This is a genomic window from Ruegeria sp. N10 (assembly GCF_056531545.1).
This window is the reverse complement of the sequence record NZ_JBQFLY010000014.1, coordinates 49,887-73,847: the sequence shown is the minus strand read 5'-3', so window position 1 is coordinate 73,847 and position 23,961 is coordinate 49,887. Positions and strand designations below refer to the sequence as shown.

Sequence of the window (23,961 nt, the reverse complement as noted above, 5' to 3'; positions counted from 1 at the left end):
CTTCAAGTTTGCGAACTGCGATGCCCCAGACCGAACATCAGTTTGACACAGCCATCATCGGCGCCGGTATCATCGGTGCTGCGCTTGGCCATGAGCTTCAGAAACGGGGACACAGGGTGGCCCTCATTGATCGTGGGACGCCTGGAAACGGTGCGTCTTTCGGCAATATGGCCTCGATCGCCGTGACCGAATTTATGCCGGTGTCGCGCCCTTCTGTCTGGATGCAAACGCCGCGTTGGCTATTGGACCCCGAAGGACCCATACGCGTGGCTCCGGCTTATGCTCCACGTCTTGTCCCGTGGTTCCTACGGTTCTTCAGGGCTGGTTTGCCATCGCGGCTGCGGCAGTTGGAGGCGAACGGAGCGGCGCTGTGTGAACGTGCATTGCCGGACATGCAGGCCCTGATGGCTGAGATAGGCCTTGCGGATGATGTCAGCGAAACGGGGTGCTTGTCGCTTTATGCCAACGATCAGGAGTTCGAGGCGGATCGCGAGCGGCTGGACATGCTCGACCGGTACGGCTTCGATTATGAAGTGATCGGCGGCAATCGGTTGCGCGAACTGGAGCCAGACATTGCTCCGGTCATTCAAAAAGCGGTCCTGTTGCCGGATAACCGGACTGTTCGAAATCCGTTCGACATCGTGTCCCGGCTTGCTGAGATTATTGCAGCCAGGGGCGGACAGATCGTTCGGGGCGATGTCATCGGGTTTGAGGCAACGGGCGAAGAAAAGACCGTGTGTCTTGGTGACGGCGCTCGTTTGCGTGCGAAACATGTGGTCATCTGTGCTGGGGCTTTTTCGGCCCGTCTGTCCAAAATGCTGGGTGAACCGCTGCCATTGGAGACAGAGCGTGGCTATCACACGCAGATCATGTCTCCGGGGGTCACACTGGGCCATTCGATCATCTGGCCTGCCAAGGCGTTCATGGTGAGCCCGACTGCCAGTGGAATTCGTATTGGCGGAACCGTCGAGATGGCGGGTCTTGAGGCCGCGCCCAATTATAGCCGCGCCAGGATCACTGTCGCGCGGGCACGTCTGGCGCTACCGGGGCTATCTCTTGATGAAACATCCGAATGGATGGGACACCGGCCGGCCTTGCCGGATACGATCCCGGTGATGTCAACCTCAGGCAAGATGCCGGGGGTGTTCTATTCCACGGGACATGGACATCTGGGTCTTACCTATGCTGCGACTGCGGCCCGGTTGATGGGGCAGCTCATTTCCGGAGAGATACCCGATGTCGATCTGCACCCCTATAGGGTCGACCGATTTTAATTTGAAAACAGGAGCGGACCATGACCGAAAAGATATGTCTTATCATTGGTGGTGGGCGCGGAATGGGCGCAGCCACGGCGCGCGAAATGCACGCGCGGGGATACAATCTGGCGCTGATGTCACCATCGGAGTCCTGCGAGTTACTGGCTCAGGAGCTAGGCAGCGTTGCCCACCGAGGTAAGGCCGAAAACGCAGAGGATACGCAGGCGGTCTTTGACCTTGCCATGGCCACCTTTGGGCGCATCGACGCTTGCCTGATCCATGTGGGTGGCCCGCCTAAAGGAGATCTGCTTGAAATCCCGGAAGAGGACTGGGATCGCGCCCATGAGATGGTTCTGAAACCGGTCATCCGCATGGCGAAGCTGCTGGCGCCGGTGATGGAGGCGCAGGGTGGTGGCTCAATCGTCAACATCACAACCTTTTCAGCATTTGAGCCATCTCTGACCTTTCCGACCTCCAGCGTCTACCGCGTTGGTGTCTCCAGCTTTACCAAGCAATTCTCGGACCGGTATGGCCCGGCCAATATCCGCATGAACTGCCTGCTGCCCGGTTTCACCGACAGCCTCGACTTGCCGCATAAATTCGCCGAGATGTCGGCCCTTGGCCGTCTGGCTCGGGCCGAGGAACAGGCCAAAGCGGCTGCGTTTCTGCTGAGTGACGACAGCAGCTACATCACCGGTCAATCTCTGCGCGTCGACGGCGGCGTCACCCGGAATATGTAAAGGAAACGCCATGCGGGACAAACTGTTTATCAACAACGAATGGGTTGCTGCCGCCTCTGGCGAGGTGTTCGACGTGGTGGACCCATCGAACAATGAGGTCGTGCACAAAGTCGCCAAAGGTGGTCCAGCCGATGTCGACGCGGCGGTCAAAGCGGCCCGTACGGCTTTTGACACCGGCCCCTGGCCAAAACTTTGCGGTGCCGAGCGCGCCACTGTTTTGCGCAAGATGGGCGACGAAATCTCTGCGCGCACGGATGAGCTGGCCCGGATGGAGGTGATGGATAACGGCAAACCCCTACCCGAGGCGGTGTGGGATATCGAAGACACGGCCGGAGTCTTTCACTTCTATGCGGATCTGGCGGAACGTCTGGACAATAATGCCGAAGAACAAATTCCTTTGGGCATGGAGGGGTTCACCTCAAAGGCTGTGAAGGAACCTGTTGGGGTGGCGGGTGCGATCATCCCGTGGAATTTTCCGATGCTGATGGCCTCGTGGAAAGTGGCCCCAGCGTTGGCCGCAGGGTGTACGGTTGTGCTTAAACCCTCGGAGATCACACCGCTGACAGCGCTTGAGCTTGGGGATATTGCACTTAAGGCAGGTCTGCCTGCCGGAGCATTGAACATCGTCACCGGTTTCGGCCCGGATGCAGGCGCGCGGCTGGCTGAACACCCGGATGTGGACAAGCTTGCTTTTACCGGATCGGTGCCAACCGGATCGCGCATCATGGCGGCAGCGGCGCAGAATGTGAAAACCATCTCATTGGAACTGGGCGGCAAATCGCCTTTGGTTGTGTTTGCAGATACGCCCATCGAAGAAGCCGTCGAGTGGATCATGTTTGGTATCTTCTGGAACCAGGGTGAGGTGTGCTCGGCCACCTCGCGTGTGCTGGTCGAGGCTCCGATCTATGATGCGGTGATGTCCCGGCTGGTTGAAGAGGCTGGCAAGATCAAGATTGGCCATGGGCTGGAGGATGGCGTGTTGCTAGGCCCGCAGGTCAACAAGGTGCAGCAAGGGAAAATTCTGGCCGCGATCGAGAAGGGCAAGGCCGAGGGTGCCCGGCTGGTCTGTGGCGGTGGCGTTCCAGAAGGCTTTGAGCAGGGCTGCTATGTTGAACCCACTATCTTTGCCGATGCACCGCTGGATGGTTTTGTCTGGAACGAAGAGATATTTGGACCAGTGGTCTGTGTCCGCTCCTTCACCACAGAAACAGAAGCGGTCGCGCTTGCCAACGCATCGGAATTTGGTCTGGCTGCAGCCGTCATGTCCGCCGATACCGACCGCGCTGAGCGTGTTGCCCGGGCCTTTCAGGCTGGCATTGTCTGGATCAACTGCTCGCAACCGACCTTCACTGAAGCGCCTTGGGGCGGATACAAAAAATCGGGCATCGGGCGGGAACTGGGAGTTTGGGGCCTGAACAACTACCTCGAAACCAAACAAATCACGTATTATGACCGCTCTAAACCCTGGGGTTGGTATATCAAGGAGTAGGGATGCGACTTGGCTTCATCGGAACTGGCGTCATAACCGAAGCGGTGGTGACCGGATTGCTGGCGTCAGATGTTGATGTCACTGCAATCTACGTCACCGAACGCAATCGCACCATCTCGGCGCGGTTGGCAGCGGTGAGTGAAAAGGTGCAGGTCTGCACAGACGCGCAGGCCGTTGTTGATGGGTCCGATCTGGTGTTTCTAGCTATCCGCCCGCAGGACGCGCAGGCGGTGCTATCGTCCTTTCGATTTGCCGAGGGGCAGCATGTTTGCAGCCTGATCGCTACGGTGACCCACGAGGCTCTGCAAGACTGGATCGGCACGTCTGTGCGCCTGTTCCGTGCAATTCCTTTGCCCTCGGTCGCCCATCATCGTGGCGTGACGGTTCTGTTTCCGCATGACCCGGTTGGCGAAGCGCTGTTTGGCCCGCTGGGGGCCGTGGTCAGCGCCCGAACAGTGGAAGAGTTTGATGCTTTCGCCGCTGCAAGTGCTGTGATGGGAACGTATTTTGGTTTTCTGGGTGCTGTCTCAGACTGGATGCAATCCAATGGGATTGGGCGGGTGGATGCGCAACACTATCTGAGCGGAGTTTTTTCCGGATTGGCGCATACGGCAATGGAAGATCGCGACAAACCTTATGAATTGCTGCGGGTCGAACACTCGACGCCCGCAGGACTGAATGCGCAACTGTTCGAGGTTTTTGCAAATGCAGGTGGCCCCGAGGCCTTGAAAGCGGGGCTCGACATCGTATTGCTACGGCTGAGCAATGCGCGCCAAGCGACCGAGGGAGGGGCGGATTGACTCGTTCTCTGCAAGATAAAACCGTTCTGTTGACAGGGGCCACCGGGTCCATTGGCCAGGCTATCGCACGCGAATTGGCAACAGTGGGTGCACGTGTTTTGCTGCACTATCACAGCAACGCGGCCCGTGCCGAGGCGTTGGCAACAGAGATTGGGCAAGGGGCGAGTGCACTTGCCGCTGATCTGTCCGACCCTTTGGGGCCAAATGCGCTGTGGGAAGCCGCCGAAACCCAAGCAGGCCGGATAGATGCGCTAATCAATAACGCGGGCATTCTAACGGCTTCATCCGTGGATGATCCTTTAGAGTCTTGGCATCGGGTCTGGCATGGCGATCTTCAGGTCAACCTGATGGCCACCGCTGATCTGAGCCGCGCGGCCATTCGGCATTTCCGGGCGCAAGGCGGCGGGCGGATCATCAACATGGCGTCGCGCGCAGGGCAGGGCGGATATCGGGCCGAGGCGATGTCTTATGGCGCGACCAAAGCGGCCCTGATCAACCTGACCCAAAGCATCGCGCGAGGCTTCGGCGCCGACGGGATTACGGCGGTGGCTATTGCGCCGGGATGGGTGCGGTCCGAGATGTCCGAGGATTTCATCCACACGCATGGCGAAGCTGCTGCCCTTTCGGGCATCCCGCTGGGTCAGATGGCCAAGCCGGAGGAAATTGCCGAACTAGTAGCCTTTGTTCTTCGGCCCTCGCAGGCTTCGCTTACAGGTGCGGTTCTGGATATAAATGGCGCAAGTCAGATGAGGTCATGATGCAGCGTTTTGAAGGAAAATCTGTTGTCGTCACCGGTGGAGCAGGGGGTATTGGCACCGCGATCTGTCAGCGGTTTGCAGATGAAGGGGCTTTGGTTTGTGTCGCCGATGCAAATTTGACCAGGGCGGAAACCGTCGCCGGGAACATACGGGCGGCTGGAGGTCAGGCGGAAGCCCAAGCGTTTGACCTAACCGATCCTGCAAAGATTCGGGGCTTTGTCCGGGACTGGACTTGCGCAGGGCGCAGGATAGACGTGTTGTGCAACAATGCCGGGCTGATGCGGCGGGGCGCTTTGATGGAACTGTCTGCTGAAGACTGGCAACAAACCTTCGCCGTCAATGTCGATGCACTATTTCATGTGTGTCAGGCCGTCATCCCGGTGATGCAGGGTCAGGGTGGTGGGGCTATCGTCAATACGGCATCGCAATGGGGGATTCACCCGGCGCCAGGCCACATCGCCTATAACACTGCCAAGGCGGCTGTTGTTGCTTTCACCCAGAACCTTGCTCGCGACTATGCGCCGGACAATATTCGCGTGAATGGCGTTGCCCCGGGCGAAGTCCGGACGCCGATGCTGGAAAGCAATCTGGCACGCTCAGGGCGCAGTCTTGCCGATCTGAATGCACTTGTGCCGTTTGGCCGGATTGGAGAGCCAGATGAGATTGCCGCCCTCATCGCTTTTCTGGCCTCGGACGAGGCGCAATACCTCTGTGGCTCGGTGGTGGAAATCACCGGTGCGCAGGCTGTGGCTTAGAAAACGGAAAGGACAAACTCATGCGCTGGTCCCGAATTCTACAAACGGTCGACGTGCATTGCGCCGGCGAAATCGGCCGTGTCGTGACCGGAGGAGTGCTGGACATTCCCGGGGCAACCATGGCCGATAAGCTGGATCATTTGAACAAGGTCGATGACAGCCTGCGCCAGCTCTTGTGCTCGGAACCGCGTTCGGCCCCGGCCGGGTCTTTTTGTTTGCTGGTCCCGCCTTGCGACCCTGCGGCAGACATTGGGTTCATCGTGCTGCAACCTGATCAGGCCCATGCGATGTCGGGATCCAATGCAATGTGTGCAGTCACGGCCCTGCTTGAAACGGGCATGATCCCTATGGTCGAGCCCGAAACAACCGTGACGCTGGATACCGCTGCTGGTCTGGTGCGCGCGGTGGCCCGTTGTTCCAACGGGAAGGTGACCAAAGTGTCGCTGGATATGCCGCCTTCATTTGTTGCCAAGAAGGACAGTGAAATCGATATCCCGGACTGGGGGAAGATCCGCTATGATCTGTGTTTTGGAGGAGTATTCTATGCACTGGTGGATGTGGACCAGATCGGGTTGTCGATCACTCCGGGCAACGCCCGCGAGCTTGCCACGCGCGGAGTCGCCCTACGTGATATGATCGCCGAAACCGAAGATGCGCCGCATCCGACCACTCCGGCTCTGAACGGTCTGGCCTATGTCATGTTCCGGTCAACGGACTCGGATGGTGCGGTGCGGACCTGCACAACGCTGCGCCCTGGGCGCGCTGACCGATCGCCTTGCGGCACTGGATCGAACGCCAACATGGCGGTGCGTCATGCGGCAGGATTGGCATCACCGGGCGACATTGTGGTGTCGCGTTCGATCATCGGAGGCGAGTTCACCACCGAGCTTTTGGACATCACCAACGTGGGATCATATGCGGCGATCCGGAACCGAGTGTCGGGGCAGTGCTGGATCTACGGGTTAACCCAGATCGGCTTGGATCCGACCGACCCTTTCCCTCAGGGTTTTCGTCTATCAGACACTTGGGGCGGTTAGATTGGAAGTTGCAAGGAACTTTCGGACTTCAAGCAGCTTGAGTGGCAGCATTCCAGACGTCAAGTGCCTCGAGGCGGTGACATCGGATTGTTAAGGCGGAGCGGCGGCGAGAGGGAATACAGAAATAACTCCGAATGGCTGAATGGGTGGCAATGAACCTCGGTAAACCTCCTGAAGAGCGTTGGGCTTGCATCGTCCGTTCCCTCTTTCGGAAAGGGAGGTGGCTGTTCTCGGCTCGATTGTTCAAGCCTTTGAGCGACCAGTGATCCAACTCCTGCGCCAGCTCGCGCTTGGCGGTACCATATGAACGCAGTTTGTCAGTGATTATCTGCTTGGGAAGGAAACCAAGACGCTTAATAAGGCGGCGCAACATCCGAATGGCCGCCCGTTTGCCCTATTTCGGCTGGAGGACTTCGTCCAACACGAGGCCATGCTGATCGACTGCGCGCCAAAGCCGATACTTGCAATCTGAGATTCTCACCTCAACTTCATCCAAATGCCTGATCTCACCTGAACGCTTCTGTCTCTGCCGCAGGTTTCGAGCTACCGCCGGCCCAAACTTGATGATCCAATGCAGGACCGTCTCGTATGATGCACTGATTCCGCTCTGCAGCAGCATCGCTTTAACTTCCCGGAAGCTCAGGTTGAAGCGAACGTACAGCCATACCGCGTGCGCGAATATCAAGTGGAAACTGGTGGCGCTTGTAACTGATCGACGATGACTTCATCGACGTCACCTACGTCCAACTGCGGGCAAGAGCAACAAAACACAGTTAACGTGACAACACCCCCCGTACCGTCCGGCGCCATCGGGTAGTCAGAAGTCGGGTGACCTAAAAACAGCAGTGGTCTTTGTCGTGGACACCACGATATCCACGGAGCGGTATATCCGCGCTACCCGTGCAGCACTGCAGGAGGTTTATCGAGAGGCCGCGGGATCAGCGGGGCAGCAGACGCGATCAGTTTCGGGCTTGTCGGCTATCGTGACCGCCTCGAGGCAGCTCCGGGCCTTGGGTATGACCTTCGGACTTTCGCGGACCTTCAGCAGGGCCTTGACGTTGACAACTTCCTGAGTGGCATCGATCAGATGCAAGAAGCGGAATCCAGCAGCAAGAATTTTCGCGAAGACAGCTATCGCGGTATTGAATACGCATTGGAAGACATGGACTGGAGCGACTTTGGGCGTCGGCTTATCGTACTGGTTACAGATGCAGGTCCTCGCGAATTCGATGATCAGTATTCTACCACGGGGCTGAGCGCCGAAAGTCTGAACCGGATTATCCGTGAGCGCATAACCTGGAAGAAGCATTGCAGATGATTGTCGACCAGGCCGAGCGGTACGTCGTGAACCCTGATCATTTCTTTGCACAGGTTCTTGGAGTGGCCGCAGAGCTGATCAGGTATCACGCCAATCAGACCCCAGCCTTGCCGAAGCTGTGGCGTTGGACGAATACCTGCCTGACCTGTCCTATAAGTCTCAGATCATGATTATCACTGAAGATGATTGGGTGCGCTTTCCGATTTCAGAACAGCAAACCATCGTCAACGGGCTGTATGACAAGATCGAACGGTACCGGTGGTACAACGAGTCGACCGATCAATGGGTTGATTACCTCTGGGCCGGGCCGCAGGCAGGAAACTTGCTGTGCCCGATGTTGTTGGATGATCTGCCAAAATCCCAGAGGTTTTGCCGCGAAGTTTTTGCTCGAGCGAAACCCTCCAAAGCGGTTTCTAGATCATTTGACCATGCACCCAGCGTGCGATGGGTTCCTTTTCTGGCCAAACGATTTGAAAGAAGTGCTTTGCCGCACCGCGCAGATCGAAAAGGGCCAAGCTCAATCCGGCAACCCAGCTTTCCGAAGATCTCCGGCAAACCTGTCAAGATTGCTTTGTTGCAGGTTTTCGAATGCCAGACAGACACGGGAACAGGTCATGTCAGGGCGTTTTTCTTGGCTCTGTACAATTATTCGTCTCGCCTCGTCTGTGGCTTTCTGCCGTATCAGTATCGCCGCCAGCACATAACGGCCGAATGGATCAACCGATTTGCCCTCCAATGCCGTTCTCGCACAAGTTTCGGCCTGGCTAAAGCGGTCGAGAAAGTAAAGGCAAAAGGCCTTAGCCAACAATTTCACCTTGAAATAAGGACCCGATGGTCCAAACCGGGTTGCGGTCTCGAAATGCGATAGCGCTAGCTTTGCTTGCCCGTTCGCGAGATGCGCATATCCAAGAACCAAGTGAGCGTTTGCCGCGCTTGGGTTGAGGCTGACGGCAAGCTGTGCCTCCGCAATAGCGGCATCGTGTTTGTTGAACTGCGTGTAGGCACGGGCAAGACTGGCATGCGCAAAACTGCTTTGTTCATCCAACGCCACAGCGCGCTCTGCGTGATAAAGCGCGCGTTCTCTGGCCTCATTTCGATTATCGACCTGTACGAAGAACAGTTTCCGAAGCTCGGCATTTGCCATCACCGCGTGCGCAAGTGCATAGTCTGGTGCGATATCTATTGTTCTGTTTAGAATATCCCTTGCCTTCTGAGTATCTTCATCTGTGAATTTGAACAGATGCCACAGTGCTTTTTGAACGCTGTCCCATACGTTGACTTCGCCACGTTTTAGCCGCGCTTGCTCACGCACGTCGAACCGCAACTCCCAATCTATGTGCCCCACAACGGCTGATGCGATCTCCTCCTGCAAGGAAAAGACATCTTCTGTCTTGTGATCCAGGCGATCGGCCCAAAGATCATGCCCGGTCGATGTATCTACCAGATGGGCAGTTACGCGAACGCGCTGATCGTCATAACGGACGGTGCCCTCAACCAAATAGTGAGCCCCGAGACGTTGCGCGATCTCTTCTCCGAGCAAAGAAGCATCCTTGAGGAGCTTGGTGGAGGAAGGTGAGACGACTGACAGCCAATCCACTTTGGCAAGTTCGGTCACGAGTTCATGGTTGATGCCAGCCACAAATCCGTTGGTGTCGCTTTGTCCACTAATGCAGTCAAACGGCAGCACCGCAATGACCGGCTTCTGTGGCGTCGGTAGCTGGGTAACCATCTGATCATACAGTCGGTCTTTTTCGGCGGGAGGTTTGGTTATTGGTGCAAGTGTTTCGGCCTCAGGTCGAGGTTCGGTCAAAGGTTCCAGCGTTGTTGGAAAACGGAACACAGGTCCGAGCCTGGGCCATTCAACATTGTTGAGCGTCATGTAGTCTTTGAGATTGTGAGCTGCATACAAGAATGCGTGGCTGCGCGCACCGACGCTGAGGTTCTTATGTGCGAAATTCAGTCCCACTGCGACACGGGCCAGCAAGTATTGGCTTTCCATAAAGCTGAGCCGGTGGCTTTCGTGGCGCTCAACCCAACTCATAGCGCCTCGCCGCAGAGTTCTGACAAACTCGACGATGCCGACGTCATCCTGCCAAAGCCCTAATGTGTGGTGTTTTGAATGAAAGAGGCCAAGGTCATCAAGGATAGCATCCCATTGGGCAGGTACACAATTTCCGCGCCGCGCCAAGAGGTATGCCAACTCGAAATAGGCATGATCATAAAATAAGAACTGCTTGTCTTCGTACAGTGCCAAATCGATTAGAAAATAATCTGGATCGCGGCTTTTGTGCGCTTGAACCAGTACATTGTAGCCATGCAGATCCCCGTGCACTCGACCTTTTGCTGCTCTTACGCTCAACCGGCTTGGAAGATGCTCGTCACAGGCAAAAGCCAGTGGGTTCGGGTACCAATGTCCTTCAAACATCAGACAACGTTCATTCGGGTCATGACCGCAAATACCCGAAAGAAAGTGATGAAGCCGACCTAGCTTAGGATCCAATCTATAGCCGAGCCATCCCGAAAGCAGATCCCGAGGCGATTGCAAACCAGGCGCCATGCTGTAATCAACGTTCCAGTCATCAAGCAGGCTTGTCGACAGCCGCTCAAGTACGTTCAAGGCCAGTTCGTAGCCGCAATCGTTCCAGGGAAGTGAGTATTCAAGCCCTTGAGCCACAACGGTGGAAAGTATCGCAATCTTACCGTCGTATTCCAAAGAGTGGACGATGCGCGCCAAATGCCTTGATCCAAACGCGGGAACTGCTTCGAACGCCTCCCGATGCCTTTGGTTTTCGGCCTTTTCATTCCATTCCGGATCGGGAAGAGCGTCAAACTTAAGAATGGCGTGGCCGCTGAACGCGTCGCATGTAATGTCGACAATATAAACAAGGGCTCCGGACTTACCGGCACTTAGCTGACGGTGAAAATAAATTTCATCCTCTACTGACCACTTGTCAGCAACCAGTGGCAAAAGCTCGATAAACGCTTCAGGCCATGAGAGATCATTATTGGCGGGCACTAACTACACTCCGCAGAAGTGTGGCCAAGGGTTGTGTAAATCTTTAAAGCGGCACCGTTTTGTGACATGATACACAAACAATTGTGTGAACCAAGGCGCTAAAGCTGACCGGTCAGAGCGTTCTGCGCGACGGATGACCTTGCCAATTGAGCCCGAAGGGCTGCAACACACATGAAAGTCCGCCTTGCGAAGAAACATCGATGCGCATTTGAACGCGATCCATGTCTGCTCTTGGCCGTCCGTGTCCTTCGCCCTCAAGCGGATTGGGTGGAAGGATTAAGGACCGCCTAGGACGATGCGCCACTGTACCGGTGTCCTTGATGAATGTCTCTTGCCCGAGCGCTCAGTTTCTCTTTGAAGGCTTGCGGAAAGGCCTTGCTTCTCCGCCCTTGCCGTTTTTGCTTTTTGAACGCGGCGCTTTCTGGTCTTTGGTGTCGGTCTTGAAACGCGCCTTTTGTGCTTTCAGAGATTTGGATGTGTCAGAAGCGTTCTTATCTTGCTTTTGTCGCTTCTTATCCGTTGCGACGGGCTGTGGTTTGGCATTTCCGCGCTCACGCGTCGGTCGCGCTTGCGGAGCCGAGTCCCGTTTTTTCTTGTCTTCGCTTGCTTGTTTGTTCGACGTGCGTGCCGCAGATTTTCCTTTGCTCTTAGGGCGCTCGGATTCAGTCCGGACATCTTGGTCAGAACGCTCGAAGCCAGGCGCAGCTTTCGACGGCTTGCCTGAATCAAGCCCTCGGGATTTGGCGGGCTCGTCCGATGATTGTGGGGCTGCAGGCGGGCCTTTGGGCGAGGCATCGAAATCTGGCGTGCCCACCAGCTCGGTCAACGTCGCACCTTGTTCTATGATGAGATCAGCGCCCAGTTCTTGTTTCATTGCGGGCACAGCATCATTGGCGATCTCGACAAAGGTCTCTTGATACTGAACGCGGATTGCGCCGATAGCGTCTTTGGACAAACCCGCGTTGCGGCACAGCATTGGCAGCAACCAACGCGGCTCCGCACGCTGTTTGCGTCCCAAAGAAAGTGAGAACCATGTGCTTGGCCCAAACGCCACGCGCCGATCAGTGTCGCGTTTTCCAGACTCTGGTGCCGTTCCAAGGATCTCGGGTGCCGAGTGGCGCTCTCGGTAGAGGCGCATATAGGCTGCGGCGATCTGCTCGGGAGTTCTTCCGCTGAGCAGCCGCTCGGCAAAAGCCGTTTCCTCAGCACTTGGCGGCTCATCCAGGGCGGGATTGGAAATGATGCGTTCCTCTTCCCGTTTAAACACCTCATCGGCTGAGGGTGGTGCGCCCCATTCGGCCTCCAGCTTGGCGGTTTTCAGCAATCGTTGTGCCTTTGAACGCTGCCGAGCCGGCACGATCAGAATGGATGTTCCCTTGCGTCCGGCACGGCCTGTCCGTCCAGAGCGATGCAACAAAGTTTCCGCATTTGAGGGCAGATCCGCATGGATCACCAACTCCAACCCTGGAAGATCGATGCCGCGGGCGGCCACGTCGGTCGCAACGCAAACCTGCGCGCGCCCGTCACGCAGGGCTTGCATCGCGTTGGTGCGCTCTGCCTGACTGAGTTCCCCTGACAGTGAGACGACAGAAAACCCCCGATTGGAAAGTTTCGCGGTCAGGCGCGCCACCATAGACCGGGTGTTGGCGAACACAATCGTGGTTTGAACGTCGTGATAACACAGCAAATTGATGATCGCTTTTTCAATATCCGACGGAGCTACGTTCAAGGCACTATAGGTTATATCCGAATGCTGGACATCTGCGCTTCCGACCTTAATCCGCTGCGCACCCTCTTTCTGGTAGGTCTGGGCAAGCCTGGCAATGCCTCGTGGAACAGTGGCAGAGAACATCAGGGTGCGCCGGTTTTCGGGCGTTTGATCAAGGATGTATTCAAGATCTTCGGCGAACCCCATGTCCAGCATTTCATCGGCTTCGTCGAGGACGACGGTCCGCAGATCGCTCAGGTCGATCACCCCACGTGTGATATGATCGCGCAGCCGCCCAGGTGTGGCGACTACGACATGTGCGCCGCGTTCAAGCGCCCTGCGCTCTGTGCGCGCATCCATACCACCGACAGCCGATGCAGTAACGATCCCGGCTTCGGCAAACAGCCAGTCGAATTCTCTCCGCACTTGCAGAGCCAGTTCGCGCGTGGGTGCGATGATCACGGCCAAAGGCGCTGCTGGTCGGTCAAAACGGCCGTGCTTGTCGAGAAGTTCTTCTGCCATCGCCAGCCCGAAGCCCACGGTCTTGCCGGAACCGGTTTGCGCAGAGACAAGCAGATCTTTTCCTGCCAGCGCTTCATCTGACACAGCCTCTTGTACAGGCGTCAAGTTGCTATAGCCTTTTTGGGACAGAGCTGCGGACAGGGTTTTCGGGAGGGCAGAGAAATCATTCATGGGTCACCAATTGCCGGGAAAGATCTGGCGATAGTGGTTTTTGGTTCAGATGTATAGCCCGTAACGCGCGCCCGAATGCGTCAAGGATATGTCGCAAGCTTTTGTGTCTGGATTGACGATCATGCAGATTCCGGCTTGGACCTGTTACAGTCGTTAAGCGATTGACGCTCGTGCCGCCACCTATCACAGATTTGGGTCGACGCCATTAGTGCCGCGGCCTTGTTGACCGCCGAATGATAGTGGTTGAGCGATGACGCGAGGCGAGAATAGGTACTTAACACGATTTCACGCACCTTTTTTGCCCGGGCGACAGACGGGTAGTAGGCCTGATTATCTTTGCTTTGCGGGAAATAGCCTGTGCTTTGCCACCTGTTTTTTCAGTGGCTTGTGTTTCCACCGGCCAATCTAGGTTCTGGACCCATTAAATCGGTTGCCAGGACTTAGACTGCTTGGTTCATGTCCCAGATTTTTTGGGGCGTGTAACAAGCAATCTATTCTAGATGAATGACGAACAGTGGGAGCGTCTGAAGCCTTACGCTCCGAAGAGTATGGCAAGCCGAGGGTTGAAGACCGACGTGTCCTGAGTGGTATTATCTTTATTAACAGCAATGGGTTGCAGTGACCTGATGCCCCTCGCGAATATGGACCGCCCAAGGCGCTGTACCACCGTTGAAAGCGGCGGAGCGACATGGGAGTTTGCTCGGATCATGGCCGGGGCGGCAGCGGAGGGGCCGATCACAAGACCATCGCGATTGACGCGACCTAACTCAAAGCGCTCCGCACGGCCTCAAGCCTGCAACTGAAAAAGGGGGGCGTGGCATACTGATCGGACGAACCAAGGACAGTATGAATACAAAGTTGCATGCCATTACCGATGCTCTCGGACGCCCGATACGCTTCTTCATATCCGCTGGCCAGGTGAGCAATTACACAGGCGCCAGGGCTCTGGTGTACAGCCTGCCATTGGATGATTGGTTACTTGGTGATTGCGGTTTTGAAGCGGATTGGTTTCGTGAAGCCCTGATAGACAAAGGCGGAATGCCCTGCATCCCGGGCCGCAAGACACGCGACAAGCCTGCCCGGCACGACAAGCGCCGCGACAAACGAAGAAATAGAACTGAAATCATGTTCGGTCGCGTGAAGGACTGGCCCGTTTGGCCACCCGTTGCGACAGATGCCTAAAGGCCTTCCTCCCGGACATCGCGCTCGTAGCCACCGTCTTGTTCCGGCTGTAAATAAATGAGTCTGAAGCCTAGGGCAGGATTTCACCCCAGCCGCAACCGACCCCGAGTTGGCCGAAAACACGCCTCGTGCTTCCCTTAGTTGTTCTTGCGCATTTACACAATTCTGTTCTCGGATACCGGGTCGAACACGACGGCCTTTTCCATATTGAAAGCAAACTCGGCCTGTTGGCCGGGCGCAACCTCAGCATCCGCGCGCATGCGGGCGACACATTCGGCGCCTCCGATCGTTGTGGCCACAAAGGTGTCCGAGCCTGCGGGTTCTGTCACCGTCACCGTGTTTCGGATCGACACAATGTGCGTTGACCGATGATCAGCGCCTTCCACATCGGTAAGCGCTTCGGGGCGGATACCCAATAACACATCTTTACCTTCATATGCCTTTATAGCGTCCGAAGACGCACAAAGCGCGAGTCGCACTTCGTCGCCGCGATCATCAAATGTAACTGCATATACCGAGGCCCCTTCGATCCGTACGGATGCCTTGATCAGGTTCATTGACGGTGAGCCCATAAATGTAGCGACGAACAGGTTTGCCGGCGTATCGTAAATCTCTTTTGGCGTGCCCAGTTGCTGAACATATCCGCCATTCATAACGGCAATCCGGGTCGAAAGTGTCATCGCCTCGATCTGGTCATGGGTCACGTAGACAATGGTTGTGCCGAGGTTCTGGTGCAGTTTCTTGATTTCAGTGCGCATATCGACCCGCAGCTTGGCGTCGAGATTGGACAAGGGCTCGTCGAACAGAAAAACGTCAGGGTTGCGCACCAGCGCCCGACCCATGGCAACCCGCTGACGTTGACCGCCCGACAACTGGCCCGGTTTTCGGTCAAGCAGCTGTTCGATCTGCAGCAGCTTGGCGACATCTGCCATCGCCTTTTCACGTTCGGGCTTGGGAACCCCATGCATTTCCAGGCCAAAGGTAATGTTCTGACCGACTGTCATGTTCGGGTAAAGGGCGTAGGACTGGAATACCATCGCGATATTGCGATTGGACGGGTGTACTCCGTTCATGCGCGCATCCTTGATCCGGATTTCCCCCGACGTGATGCCCTCTAGGCCCGCAATCATGTTCAACAGTGTGGATTTGCCGCAACCCGAGGGCCCAACAAGCACCAGAAACTCGCCTTCTTCCACGGCAATATTGACTTTATGCAGAACCTCGACAGAGCCGTAGGATTTGGTGACGTTGTCGATATCGAGAAAACCCATCGGTTACCCCTTAACAGAGCCCGCCATCAAGCCGCGCACGAAATAGCGTCCGGCAACGATGTAGACGAGCAGGGTTGGCATTGCGGCAAGGATCGCGCCGGCAAAATGGACGTTGTATTCCTTAACGCCGGTCGAGCTTTGCACAAGGTTGTTCAGGGCGACTGTCATCGGGGCGCCATCGCCCGAGGCGAAGGAGGCACCAAACAGGAAGTCGTTCCAGATGTTGGTGAACTGCCAGATCACACAAACCACGATGATCGGGCCCGAGGATGGCAACAAGATGCGCCAGAAGATCTGAAAGAATCCGGCGCCATCGATTTGAGCGGCCCGAACCAATTCGGTCGGGAACGCCGCGTAGTAGTTCCGGAAGTAAAGCGTCGAAAAACCGACGCCATAAACCACATGGACCAGAACCAGTCCGGCGGTCTTGCCGGACAGGCCAAGAACGCCGAGGATCGCAGCCATGGGGATCAGTACGATCTGGAAGGGGATGAAGCAGGAAAATAGCATCAACCCAAACAGGATCGTGTCGCCGCGAAACCTCCATTTGGTCAGAATGTATCCATTCAGCGCCCCTAGTACCGTTGAAATTGCAACGGCCGGGACGACCATCGAAATTGAGTTCCAGAAATAGGGTCTGAGACCTGTCGGCTCGACCCCGACCTGCGCGGTGGACCACGCCTTTGCCCATGGTTCCAGCGTGAAGGCATTTGGAAGGGACATCATCCCTCCGCCGGTGATTTCTGACAGCGGTTTCACTGAATTCACCAGCATGACATAAAGCGGAAGCATGTAGAACAACACGAACAGGATCAGCACGACGTAGATCAGCGTGCGAGTGAATCGGCCCGTTCGGATAGCGGTGTCAGGGCTTGCGACGGCCATCACTTCTTCTCCTTCAGCTCAGCATAGAGATAAGGGATCATGATTGCTGCGATCGTCATCAGCATGATGACGGCCGAGGATGCACCGATCCCCATCTGATTGCGGCTGAACGTGTAGGAATACATGAAAGTCGCAGGCAGTTCCGTCGCCCTGCCGGGGCCACCTCCGGTCATCGCGATGACAAGGTCGAAGGTTTTAATTGCCAGATGCGCAAGGATCACGAATGCCGAAAGGAATGCTGGTCGCAGTTGCGGGATAATAATACGGCGATACAGGTTCCAGTTCGATGCGCCGTCCATCTGAGCGGCCTTGAGGATTTCGTTGTCGATGCCGCGCAAACCGGCCAGAAACATTGCCATGACAAACCCGGAGGTTTGCCAGACGGCCGCCAGAACGACTGTATAGATTGCGAAGTCCCGGTTCTTGATCCAGTCGAACTCGAAGCTCTGCCATCCCCAGGACTGCACAATGTTTTCCAGTCCGATGCCGGGATCCAGAAACCATTTCCAGGCGGTGCCGGTTACAATGAAACTCAACGCCATTGGGTAGAGGTAAAGCGGGCGCAAAAATCCCTCGCCGCGGATTTTCTGGTCCAGCAAAATGGCCAGTGTCAGGCCGATAAATGTGCAGACTACGATATACAGACCGGCAAAGACGGCCATGTTGGTCAATGCGATCTCCCAATGGGAAAGCTTGAACAGCTTTTCGTAGTTCGACAGCCCGATCAGGTCGAATGTCCGCTGCCCGTCCTTGTCGACGAACGGCAAAATGCGGCTGTCGGTAAACGATACGTAGATCGTGAACAGAATGAACCCGTAGACAAAAATCAGGACCATAGCCAGTGACGGCGATAGGACGAGCTTGGGAATCCAGTTTTGCAGACGGGTCTTGAAATCTGCCTCGGCAACCGTGGCCATGGCAACTCTCCTGAGAACGGGTTACGTGGATTTCAAAGCCGTGAGGGGCGATCCCTAGGAACCGCCCCACGCAGGTTGATCACTTTGCGATGGAAACCGCGTCGACCAGTTCCTGGACAGCGGTTTCGCTGTCATACTCGCCGTTGAAATGCGCGGTGACCACATCATAAACCGCATTCTTCACCGAAGCCGGAGCAGCATGACCATGCGCCATCGAGCCGAACAAGTTGCCCGAGGATGCCGCTGCTGCAAGGTCCTTCATGCCCTGCTGGCCGCAGGCATCCAATTCGCTTCCATCCACGTCGGTGCGGGCAGGGACAGACCCTTTCACCTTGTTGAAGGCGATCTGAAAGGACGGGGACAGGATGGCGCTGGCCAAAGCGGCCTGTTCCGTCGAAACGGTGCCGCCCTGATCAAACATCATGAACTGGTCTGCATTGAATGTGACCTGATCCTGAGTGCCGGGGAAGCGGAAGCACAGGAAATCTTCGCCCGGGACCTTGCCTGCATTCAGGAACTCGCCCTTCGCCCAGTCGCCCATCATTTGAAAGCCGGCTTCGCCATTGATGACCATCGCCGTCGCCAGATTCCAATCGCGGCCCGAGAAGTTGTCATCGACGTTTTCGCGAATGAACACCATCCGGTCGAATGCCTCTTTCATGGTCTCCGAACCCAGAGCTTCCTCATCAAGATCAACGAAGGCGGCCTTGTAGAAATCTGGCCCACCCGTTGACATGGACACCGCATCGAACACTGTTGCGTCCTGCCAGGCCTGGCCGCCATGCGCGATCGGCGTAATGCCCGCCGCTTTCAGAGTTTCAACCGCAGCTACGAAATCCTCCCAAGACTCGGGCACGGCAATACCATTGGCATCAAGCACGGATTTGTTGGCCCAGACCCAGTTTGTTGAATGCACATTCACAGGTGCTGAAATCCACTTGCCATCAACTTTGGCAAAAAACTGCAGCGCTTCGGGAACAACTTCATCCCATCCTTCCTGGGCGGCAAGTTCATTCAGGTTGGCAAGCGCCCCCTGATTTCCCCAGTCCAGAATGTCAAAACCAAGCGCCTGAACTGCCGTGGGCGGATCACCTGCAGTGACACGGGCACGCAATACAGTCATAGCCTCGGTTCCACCTCCACCGGCAACGGGCATATCCTGCCAACCGATGCCCTGGCTTTCCAGATCCTGTTTGAGCACGTTCAGCGCCGCAGCTTCGCCGCCTGATGTCCACCAGTGCAGAACTTCCACATCTTCGGCCTGAGCAGCTGTCACGGATAGGGCGGCAACTGCCGTCGTAAAGTGCAGTATCGTGGCAATCTTTTTCATGATGTCCTCCCTGATTGTACTTTTGTAACTGGTCGGTTACTTTTTCTATAGTGACGCAAGTGTTCACCAAGTCAAGAAAACTTATTCGGTACCTGGCGTGGGCACTAAGTAACGTCGCGGCCACGCAGGAAAGGATTTCTTAGATCATCCAACTGTCAGCATTACTCGATGCTTTTGTTTCACTACATCTAAGGCTGCTCCTTTCGAACGATCCGCAGAATGCTGTCGACATTGAAGTCCAAGCGCTCGTTCAAGGCTTGTTCGTCCATCATATCCCGTTGAAACAGAAATGAGCCAGTAAACCTGTTGGTCAGGTAGTAATACCCGATGGCGGCAATTGTGATGTTCAGCTGGGTGGCGTCTATACCCGAACGAAACTCGCCACTTTCTTCGCCTCGCTTCAGAATTTCTTCCACCATCTCAACGAGACCTTTAGTTGTTTCCGGAAGACTCGAAAGCGATTTTATGTGGCGCGCACGGTGCAGGTTCTCACTATTGACGAGTGTAATGAACTCTGGGTTCCTGAGGTAGTATTTCCAGGTGAATCTCACCAGGGATTCTAGGGCATCGGACGGTGACAGGCTTTCCAGGTTTAGCTTGCGTTCCGCGGTTCGGATGTCGAGATAGGCCGCTTCCAGAACGGTTCGGAACAGATCTTCTTTGCTTCCGAAATAGTGGTAGAGCATCCGCTTGTTCGCATCCGCGCGCTCGGCAATTTCATCCACGCGCGCGCCACCCAAACCATGTTTGGCAAACTCTTTCTTCGCGGCGTGAAGTATCCGTGCCTTTGTCGCCTCAGCATCTCTTTTCTTTTTGTTTTTTGTTTTTTCGACCACTACGAACTTCCTTTCTTCCGGGCTTCTTGCACGGTGAAAATGGCCAACGCGGTCCTATTGCCTGACCTTCCGATTTAAATTGCACGCTACTGCGTGCCGCCCACCTTCGTTTCTACCTCATTCTTAACGCTTGACATAGCGTTTCGTAAAGAAGTAACTGGTTAGTGCATTAATGGTGCAAGTTGCCGTTATGCGAGATATGTGTCGGGGAGGGGCCGACATGGGAAGTACCTGTGGTCCCAAGTGCTGATCGAAAGGGAGGACATTATGTCATTCATCAAAAAATACATCGAGCAGGAGACGATAACCCGTCGTAGCTTCCTGCTCGCATCCGCCTATGGTGTGGGCGGCGCAGCAGTATCGAGTATGCTGGGCGGCATGGCGCGCGCGGCGATCACAGACCCGACGGTTGCATGGTCGTACCGCAACCGGACCAATCCGTACTGGAACGAGATTGTTTCGGGTGGTGAGGCTTTCGTTGAAAGTCTCGGCAAGCCCAAGGATTTCCTAACGCATCTGATCAATGAAGGCTCGTCAGAGAAGTCGCTGGCAGATGTTAAGGCGCTGCTGTCCAAAACCAATGGTGAGCTGGCGTTGGCTATCGACACCAATGACGCGCCAAACGCGCGCCCGGTGGTGGAATCCTGTGTGGAAGCCGGCGCCTATGTTTCGACGCTTTGGAACAAAACTGACGATCTGCATCCCTGGGATTTCGGGGACAACTATGTCAGCCATATGAGCTGGTCTGACGAGGGGCCCGCCGAGCAGACCGCGCGCATCCTGCTGGATGCGATGGGCGGTTCAGGCGGCGTTGTCCATCTAGGTGGCATCGCGTCGAATAACCCTGCGATTGAACGTTTAGCAGGTCTGAAGAACGCACTGAAAGACTATCCGAACGCCGAGCTGTTGGCCGCTGAGCCTGCCGACTGGGATACTCAGAAAGCCAATCAGGTCATGAGTGCCTTCCTGACCCGTTATGGTGATGAGATCAAAGGGGTTCATTGTGCCAACGACACAATCGCCTATGGTGTGCTCGAAGCGCTGCGCGCCGAAGGTATCGAGGACATGCCAATCGTATCTTATGACGGCAACCCGCAGGCAGTCCAACTGGTGGGCGAAGGCAAAATCCTGGCTACCGTCTTTACCAACCCGCATTGGGGCGGCGGCATAACGGCGGCGTTGGCCTACTATGCGGCGACCGGCCATTTCAAGCCTTCGGAAGAGCCCAATGAACATCGCGAGTTCTATGGTCCGACCATCATGGTCCGGCCCGAAGATGCGCTGGCGTTCAAGGCAGAATATCTGGACGATGTTCCCACCTATGACTGGAAAGACTTTTGGTCCACGTCAAACGGCCAGATTCAGTACAAGTAGTGGCCTAGGCGGACCGGGTTATAGCCCGGTCTGCCACTTCATGTCTGGCTAAGAAGTTCAAGGGCAGTCAGCCCGAATAATTTACTCAGTGGGAGGAAGCACATGCGTAATGTGCTGGCACGGGATGTTCTGATCAAATGGGCCCCTCTGATCGTCCTTATCGTCCTGGTTTTGTTCTTTACGGCGATTGAGCCCCGTTTCTTCTCGCTGCGCAACTTCGCACGGATCGGTATCTCGTCCACGCCTGCGCTGATGGTCGCTATCGGTGTGACATTCATCATCATCATGGGATCGATTGACCTGTCGATGGAAGGTACGGTTTCGGTCTGTGCTGTAGTCTTCGCCTTTGCCTTTATTGGTATGGGGGGCACATTGTCATCCTGGGCGTGGCTGGCCCTTCCACTGGCAGGGCTGGTCGGCGCCGCAATCGGGCTGGTGAACGGGCTTGTCCATGTCATTCTCAGGGTTCCTTCCTTCATGGCCTCTTTGGCCATGGGCTTTGTAGGTACCGGGTTTGCATTGCTATTAACCGGGGGTGATCGGATCCGGGTCGAAGATGAGCTGTTCCGTTCGCTCCTGACCGAGCGTTGGTTTGGGTTTCCGATTATGTGCTATGTGGCCCTGTTTCTTCTGTTGATTGCCTGGTTTATCCAATCGCGTACGACCTTGGGGCGGAATTTCTACGCCGTTGGCGGGGGTGAAGAGCTGGCCCATGCATCTGGCCTGAACGTCAAACGCGTGCGGATCATGGGATTTGCGCTGGCTGGGGTTTTCTACGCGGTTGGCGCGCTGCTTGCGGTTGGACGGATCGGGATTGCTGAAACCGCGACCGGGTCGAACTTCATGTTTGTGTCAATAACATCGGTCGTCGTGGGCGGCACCGCACTCTGGGGTGGAATTGGCGGTGTTTGGAACACGCTGATCGGCGTTCTGATCGTAAATGTCATTAACAACGGCATGGTTGTGATCGGACTGCCGGGCTACGTGCAGGACGGCGTTCTGGGCGTTCTGGTCATTGCCGCGGTGGTTCTGTCGACCGACCGAAAATCCGTAACCTTCGTGAAATAGGGGCGGGCAGATGTACGAACTTATAAACGTTGACAAAAAATTCCCCGGCGTTCACGCGCTGAAATCCGTCAACTTCAAGATTGAACGAGGCGAGATCGTTGGCCTTGTGGGTGAAAACGGCGCGGGAAAGTCGACCCTGATGAAGGTCATCTATGGCGCTTACCAACCCGATGGCGGCGACATCACGATCGACGGTATCAAAGTTCGATTTCAGAACCCGCGCCAGGCGATGGATCATGGGATCGGCATGGTGTTTCAGGAGCAATCCCTGATCACGAACCTGACTGTGATGGAAAACATCTTTCTGGGGTTCGAGCAGCAATTCGTCAGTTTTGGCGTCATCAACTGGAACGCTATGGCCGAGGCCGCGCGCAAGCAACTGGCCAAGGTTAAACTGGATATCGAGCCCAGAATAATCACGTCAAAGCTGTCCTTTGCACAACGGCAACTGGTGGAGTTGGCCAAGGTTTTGACGTTGGAAGAACGGATCGACGGTGATCTGGTTATCCTGCTCGATGAGCCGACATCGGTTCTGGCTACAGAAGAGGTCGAGCTTTTGTTCGGCCTAGTGCGCGAACTGACCAACCGTGCGTCGTTCATCTTTGTCAGCCACCGTATGGATGAGGTCCTGGAGCTTTCCGACCGCATCTACGTGATGAAGGATGGTGAGGTTGTGGATGTCGTTGCCCACGATGATGCCGATGTCAGCTCCATCCAGCACAAGATGGTCGGTCGTGACGTCGACAAAGAATATTACCGCGAGCAGAAGCAGAACCCCTACCAGTCCGCTGCGCATCCCCTTGTCGCGTTCAGCGACGTGTCGGTCAGCGGCAAATACACAGACATCTCGTTCCAACTGCATCCTGGCGAGGTTCTGTGTCTTGTTGGCACCGAAGGGTCCGGGAGAGAGGCCATCCTGCGAACGATTTTTGGCTTGGAAACCCCGTCCTCGGGTATGGTGATACTCAAGGGGAAAGCCGTCAGCAGATTTACCGCGCAGGCCGGTGTCGTGGGCGGGGTGGGCTACGTCCCCCGCGAACGCAAGGTCGAAGGCATCGTAGCCGGGATGAACGTCTACGAGAACATGACGCTCAGTCAGATGGGGAACTATGCCAACTCGGGCGTGCTGCGCATTGCCGAGGAAAAGGCGCTGGCCCGCAAATGGATAGATCGCCTCGCGATCAAGACACCGGATGTCTACAAGGATTGCGGCGGGCTGTCGGGGGGTAACCAGCAGAAAGTCGTATTGGCCAAATGGCGGTCAGCCGGATCCGACATCATCCTGCTCGACCATCCGACACGCGGTCTGGATATCGGTGCGAAAGAGGATGTCTATGACATGGTGCGCGAGATGTCGGATGACGGTGTCGGCATCATTCTGGTCGCAGATACTCTGGAAGAAGCCATCGGCCTCAGCCACACAATCATCGTTCTCAAGGATGGTGTCGCACAGAAACGTTTCGATTGCAGCCCGGGAGACAAGCCGTCGCTGTACGACCTTGTCCACCATATGATCTGAGGCACGCGC

The 23,961-nt window shown here is 55.9% G+C and carries 18 protein-coding genes and 2 pseudogenes; 12 read left to right on the top strand and 8 right to left on the bottom strand.

The window, feature by feature from the left end; all coding sequences use genetic code 11:
- Positions 1-20: 20 nt before the first annotated feature.
- Genes ACR0JI_RS16990 through ACR0JI_RS16960 form a run of 7 tightly spaced genes read left to right on the top strand, consistent with a single transcriptional unit; the run spans position 21 to position 6,835 of the window.
- On the top strand, positions 21-1,274 hold the full coding sequence (locus ACR0JI_RS16990) for an NAD(P)/FAD-dependent oxidoreductase (protein WP_480477864.1): 1,254 nt from the start codon (positions 21-23) through the stop codon (positions 1,272-1,274).
- A gap of 20 nt (positions 1,275-1,294) precedes the next feature.
- The gene (locus ACR0JI_RS16985) at positions 1,295-1,996 is read left to right on the top strand and encodes an SDR family oxidoreductase (protein WP_480495245.1); all 702 of its coding nucleotides are present in this window, start codon (positions 1,295-1,297) and stop codon (positions 1,994-1,996) included.
- Between the two features lie 10 nt (positions 1,997-2,006).
- Entirely contained in the window at positions 2,007-3,485 is a 1,479-nt protein-coding gene (locus ACR0JI_RS16980) for an aldehyde dehydrogenase family protein (RefSeq protein ID WP_480495242.1), read from the top strand.
- Between the two features lie 2 nt (positions 3,486-3,487).
- Positions 3,488-4,285 carry a pyrroline-5-carboxylate reductase gene (locus ACR0JI_RS16975; protein ID WP_480477858.1) on the top strand — a complete coding sequence of 266 codons (798 nt, stop codon included), beginning with the start codon at positions 3,488-3,490 and terminating at the stop codon, positions 4,283-4,285.
- Entirely contained in the window at positions 4,282-5,043 is a 762-nt protein-coding gene (locus tag ACR0JI_RS16970; protein WP_480477856.1) for an SDR family NAD(P)-dependent oxidoreductase, read from the top strand. Before ACR0JI_RS16975 ends, ACR0JI_RS16970 begins: the two co-directional genes overlap by 4 nt.
- The gene (locus tag ACR0JI_RS16965; protein ID WP_480477854.1) at positions 5,043-5,798 is read left to right on the top strand and encodes an SDR family NAD(P)-dependent oxidoreductase; all 756 of its coding nucleotides are present in this window, start codon (positions 5,043-5,045) and stop codon (positions 5,796-5,798) included. The genes ACR0JI_RS16970 and ACR0JI_RS16965 overlap by 1 nt, the downstream gene beginning before the upstream one ends.
- 20 nt (positions 5,799-5,818) lie before the next feature.
- On the top strand, positions 5,819-6,835 hold the full coding sequence (locus ACR0JI_RS16960) for a proline racemase family protein (RefSeq protein WP_480495240.1): 1,017 nt from the start codon (positions 5,819-5,821) through the stop codon (positions 6,833-6,835).
- Between the two features lie 28 nt (positions 6,836-6,863).
- Here ACR0JI_RS16960 and ACR0JI_RS16955 read toward each other — a convergent pair.
- Positions 6,864-7,550: pseudogene (locus ACR0JI_RS16955) on the bottom strand (IS6 family transposase); the annotation flags it as partial.
- Positions 7,551-7,922: 372 nt separating this feature from the next.
- Here ACR0JI_RS16955 and ACR0JI_RS16950 point away from each other — a divergent pair.
- A complete protein-coding gene (locus tag ACR0JI_RS16950) occupies positions 7,923-8,153 on the top strand; it encodes a hypothetical protein (RefSeq protein ID WP_480495238.1) in 231 nt (76 codons plus the stop codon).
- Between the two features lie 517 nt (positions 8,154-8,670).
- On the opposite strand, the gene ACR0JI_RS16945 is transcribed toward ACR0JI_RS16950, so the two are convergent.
- The gene (locus ACR0JI_RS16945; protein ID WP_480495236.1) at positions 8,671-11,169 is read right to left on the bottom strand and encodes a hypothetical protein; all 2,499 of its coding nucleotides are present in this window, start codon (positions 11,167-11,169) and stop codon (positions 8,671-8,673) included.
- Positions 11,170-11,512: 343 nt separating this feature from the next.
- Positions 11,513-13,504 (bottom strand): DEAD/DEAH box helicase, encoded by a 1,992-nt coding sequence (locus ACR0JI_RS16940; protein ID WP_480495234.1) that lies wholly within the window; start codon positions 13,502-13,504, stop codon positions 11,513-11,515.
- Between the two features lie 566 nt (positions 13,505-14,070).
- Here ACR0JI_RS16940 and ACR0JI_RS16935 point away from each other — a divergent pair.
- Positions 14,071-14,805: pseudogene (locus tag ACR0JI_RS16935) on the top strand (IS5 family transposase).
- Between the two features lie 102 nt (positions 14,806-14,907).
- Here the strand turns inward: ACR0JI_RS16935 and ACR0JI_RS16930 are convergent.
- From ACR0JI_RS16930 to ACR0JI_RS16910, 5 genes are all read right to left on the bottom strand, one after another.
- On the bottom strand, positions 14,908-16,023 hold the full coding sequence (locus tag ACR0JI_RS16930) for an ABC transporter ATP-binding protein (RefSeq protein WP_480495232.1): 1,116 nt from the start codon (positions 16,021-16,023) through the stop codon (positions 14,908-14,910).
- 3 nt (positions 16,024-16,026) lie between these two features.
- Positions 16,027-16,908 (bottom strand): carbohydrate ABC transporter permease, encoded by an 882-nt coding sequence (locus tag ACR0JI_RS16925; protein ID WP_480495230.1) that lies wholly within the window; start codon positions 16,906-16,908, stop codon positions 16,027-16,029.
- A complete protein-coding gene (locus tag ACR0JI_RS16920; protein ID WP_480477838.1) occupies positions 16,908-17,825 on the bottom strand; it encodes a carbohydrate ABC transporter permease in 918 nt (305 codons plus the stop codon). Before ACR0JI_RS16920 ends, ACR0JI_RS16925 begins: the two co-directional genes overlap by 1 nt.
- Before the next feature lie 79 nt (positions 17,826-17,904).
- Positions 17,905-19,155 (bottom strand): ABC transporter substrate-binding protein, encoded by a 1,251-nt coding sequence (locus ACR0JI_RS16915; RefSeq protein WP_480477836.1) that lies wholly within the window; start codon positions 19,153-19,155, stop codon positions 17,905-17,907.
- 188 nt (positions 19,156-19,343) lie between these two features.
- Positions 19,344-19,991: a TetR/AcrR family transcriptional regulator gene (locus ACR0JI_RS16910; protein ID WP_480477834.1), complete on the bottom strand. Its 648-nt coding sequence runs from the start codon at positions 19,989-19,991 to the stop codon at positions 19,344-19,346.
- Between the two features lie 267 nt (positions 19,992-20,258).
- Between ACR0JI_RS16910 and ACR0JI_RS16905 the strand changes: the two genes are divergently transcribed.
- From ACR0JI_RS16905 to ACR0JI_RS16895, 3 genes are all read left to right on the top strand, one after another.
- Positions 20,259-21,365, top strand: a complete 1,107-nt coding sequence (locus ACR0JI_RS16905; RefSeq protein WP_480477832.1) for a sugar ABC transporter substrate-binding protein — start codon at positions 20,259-20,261, stop codon at positions 21,363-21,365.
- Between the two features lie 102 nt (positions 21,366-21,467).
- Positions 21,468-22,433, top strand: a complete 966-nt coding sequence (locus ACR0JI_RS16900) for an ABC transporter permease (RefSeq protein ID WP_480477830.1) — start codon at positions 21,468-21,470, stop codon at positions 22,431-22,433.
- Between the two features lie 10 nt (positions 22,434-22,443).
- Entirely contained in the window at positions 22,444-23,952 is a 1,509-nt protein-coding gene (locus tag ACR0JI_RS16895) for a sugar ABC transporter ATP-binding protein (RefSeq protein ID WP_480477828.1), read from the top strand.
- The last annotated feature ends 9 nt before the right edge of the window (positions 23,953-23,961 follow it).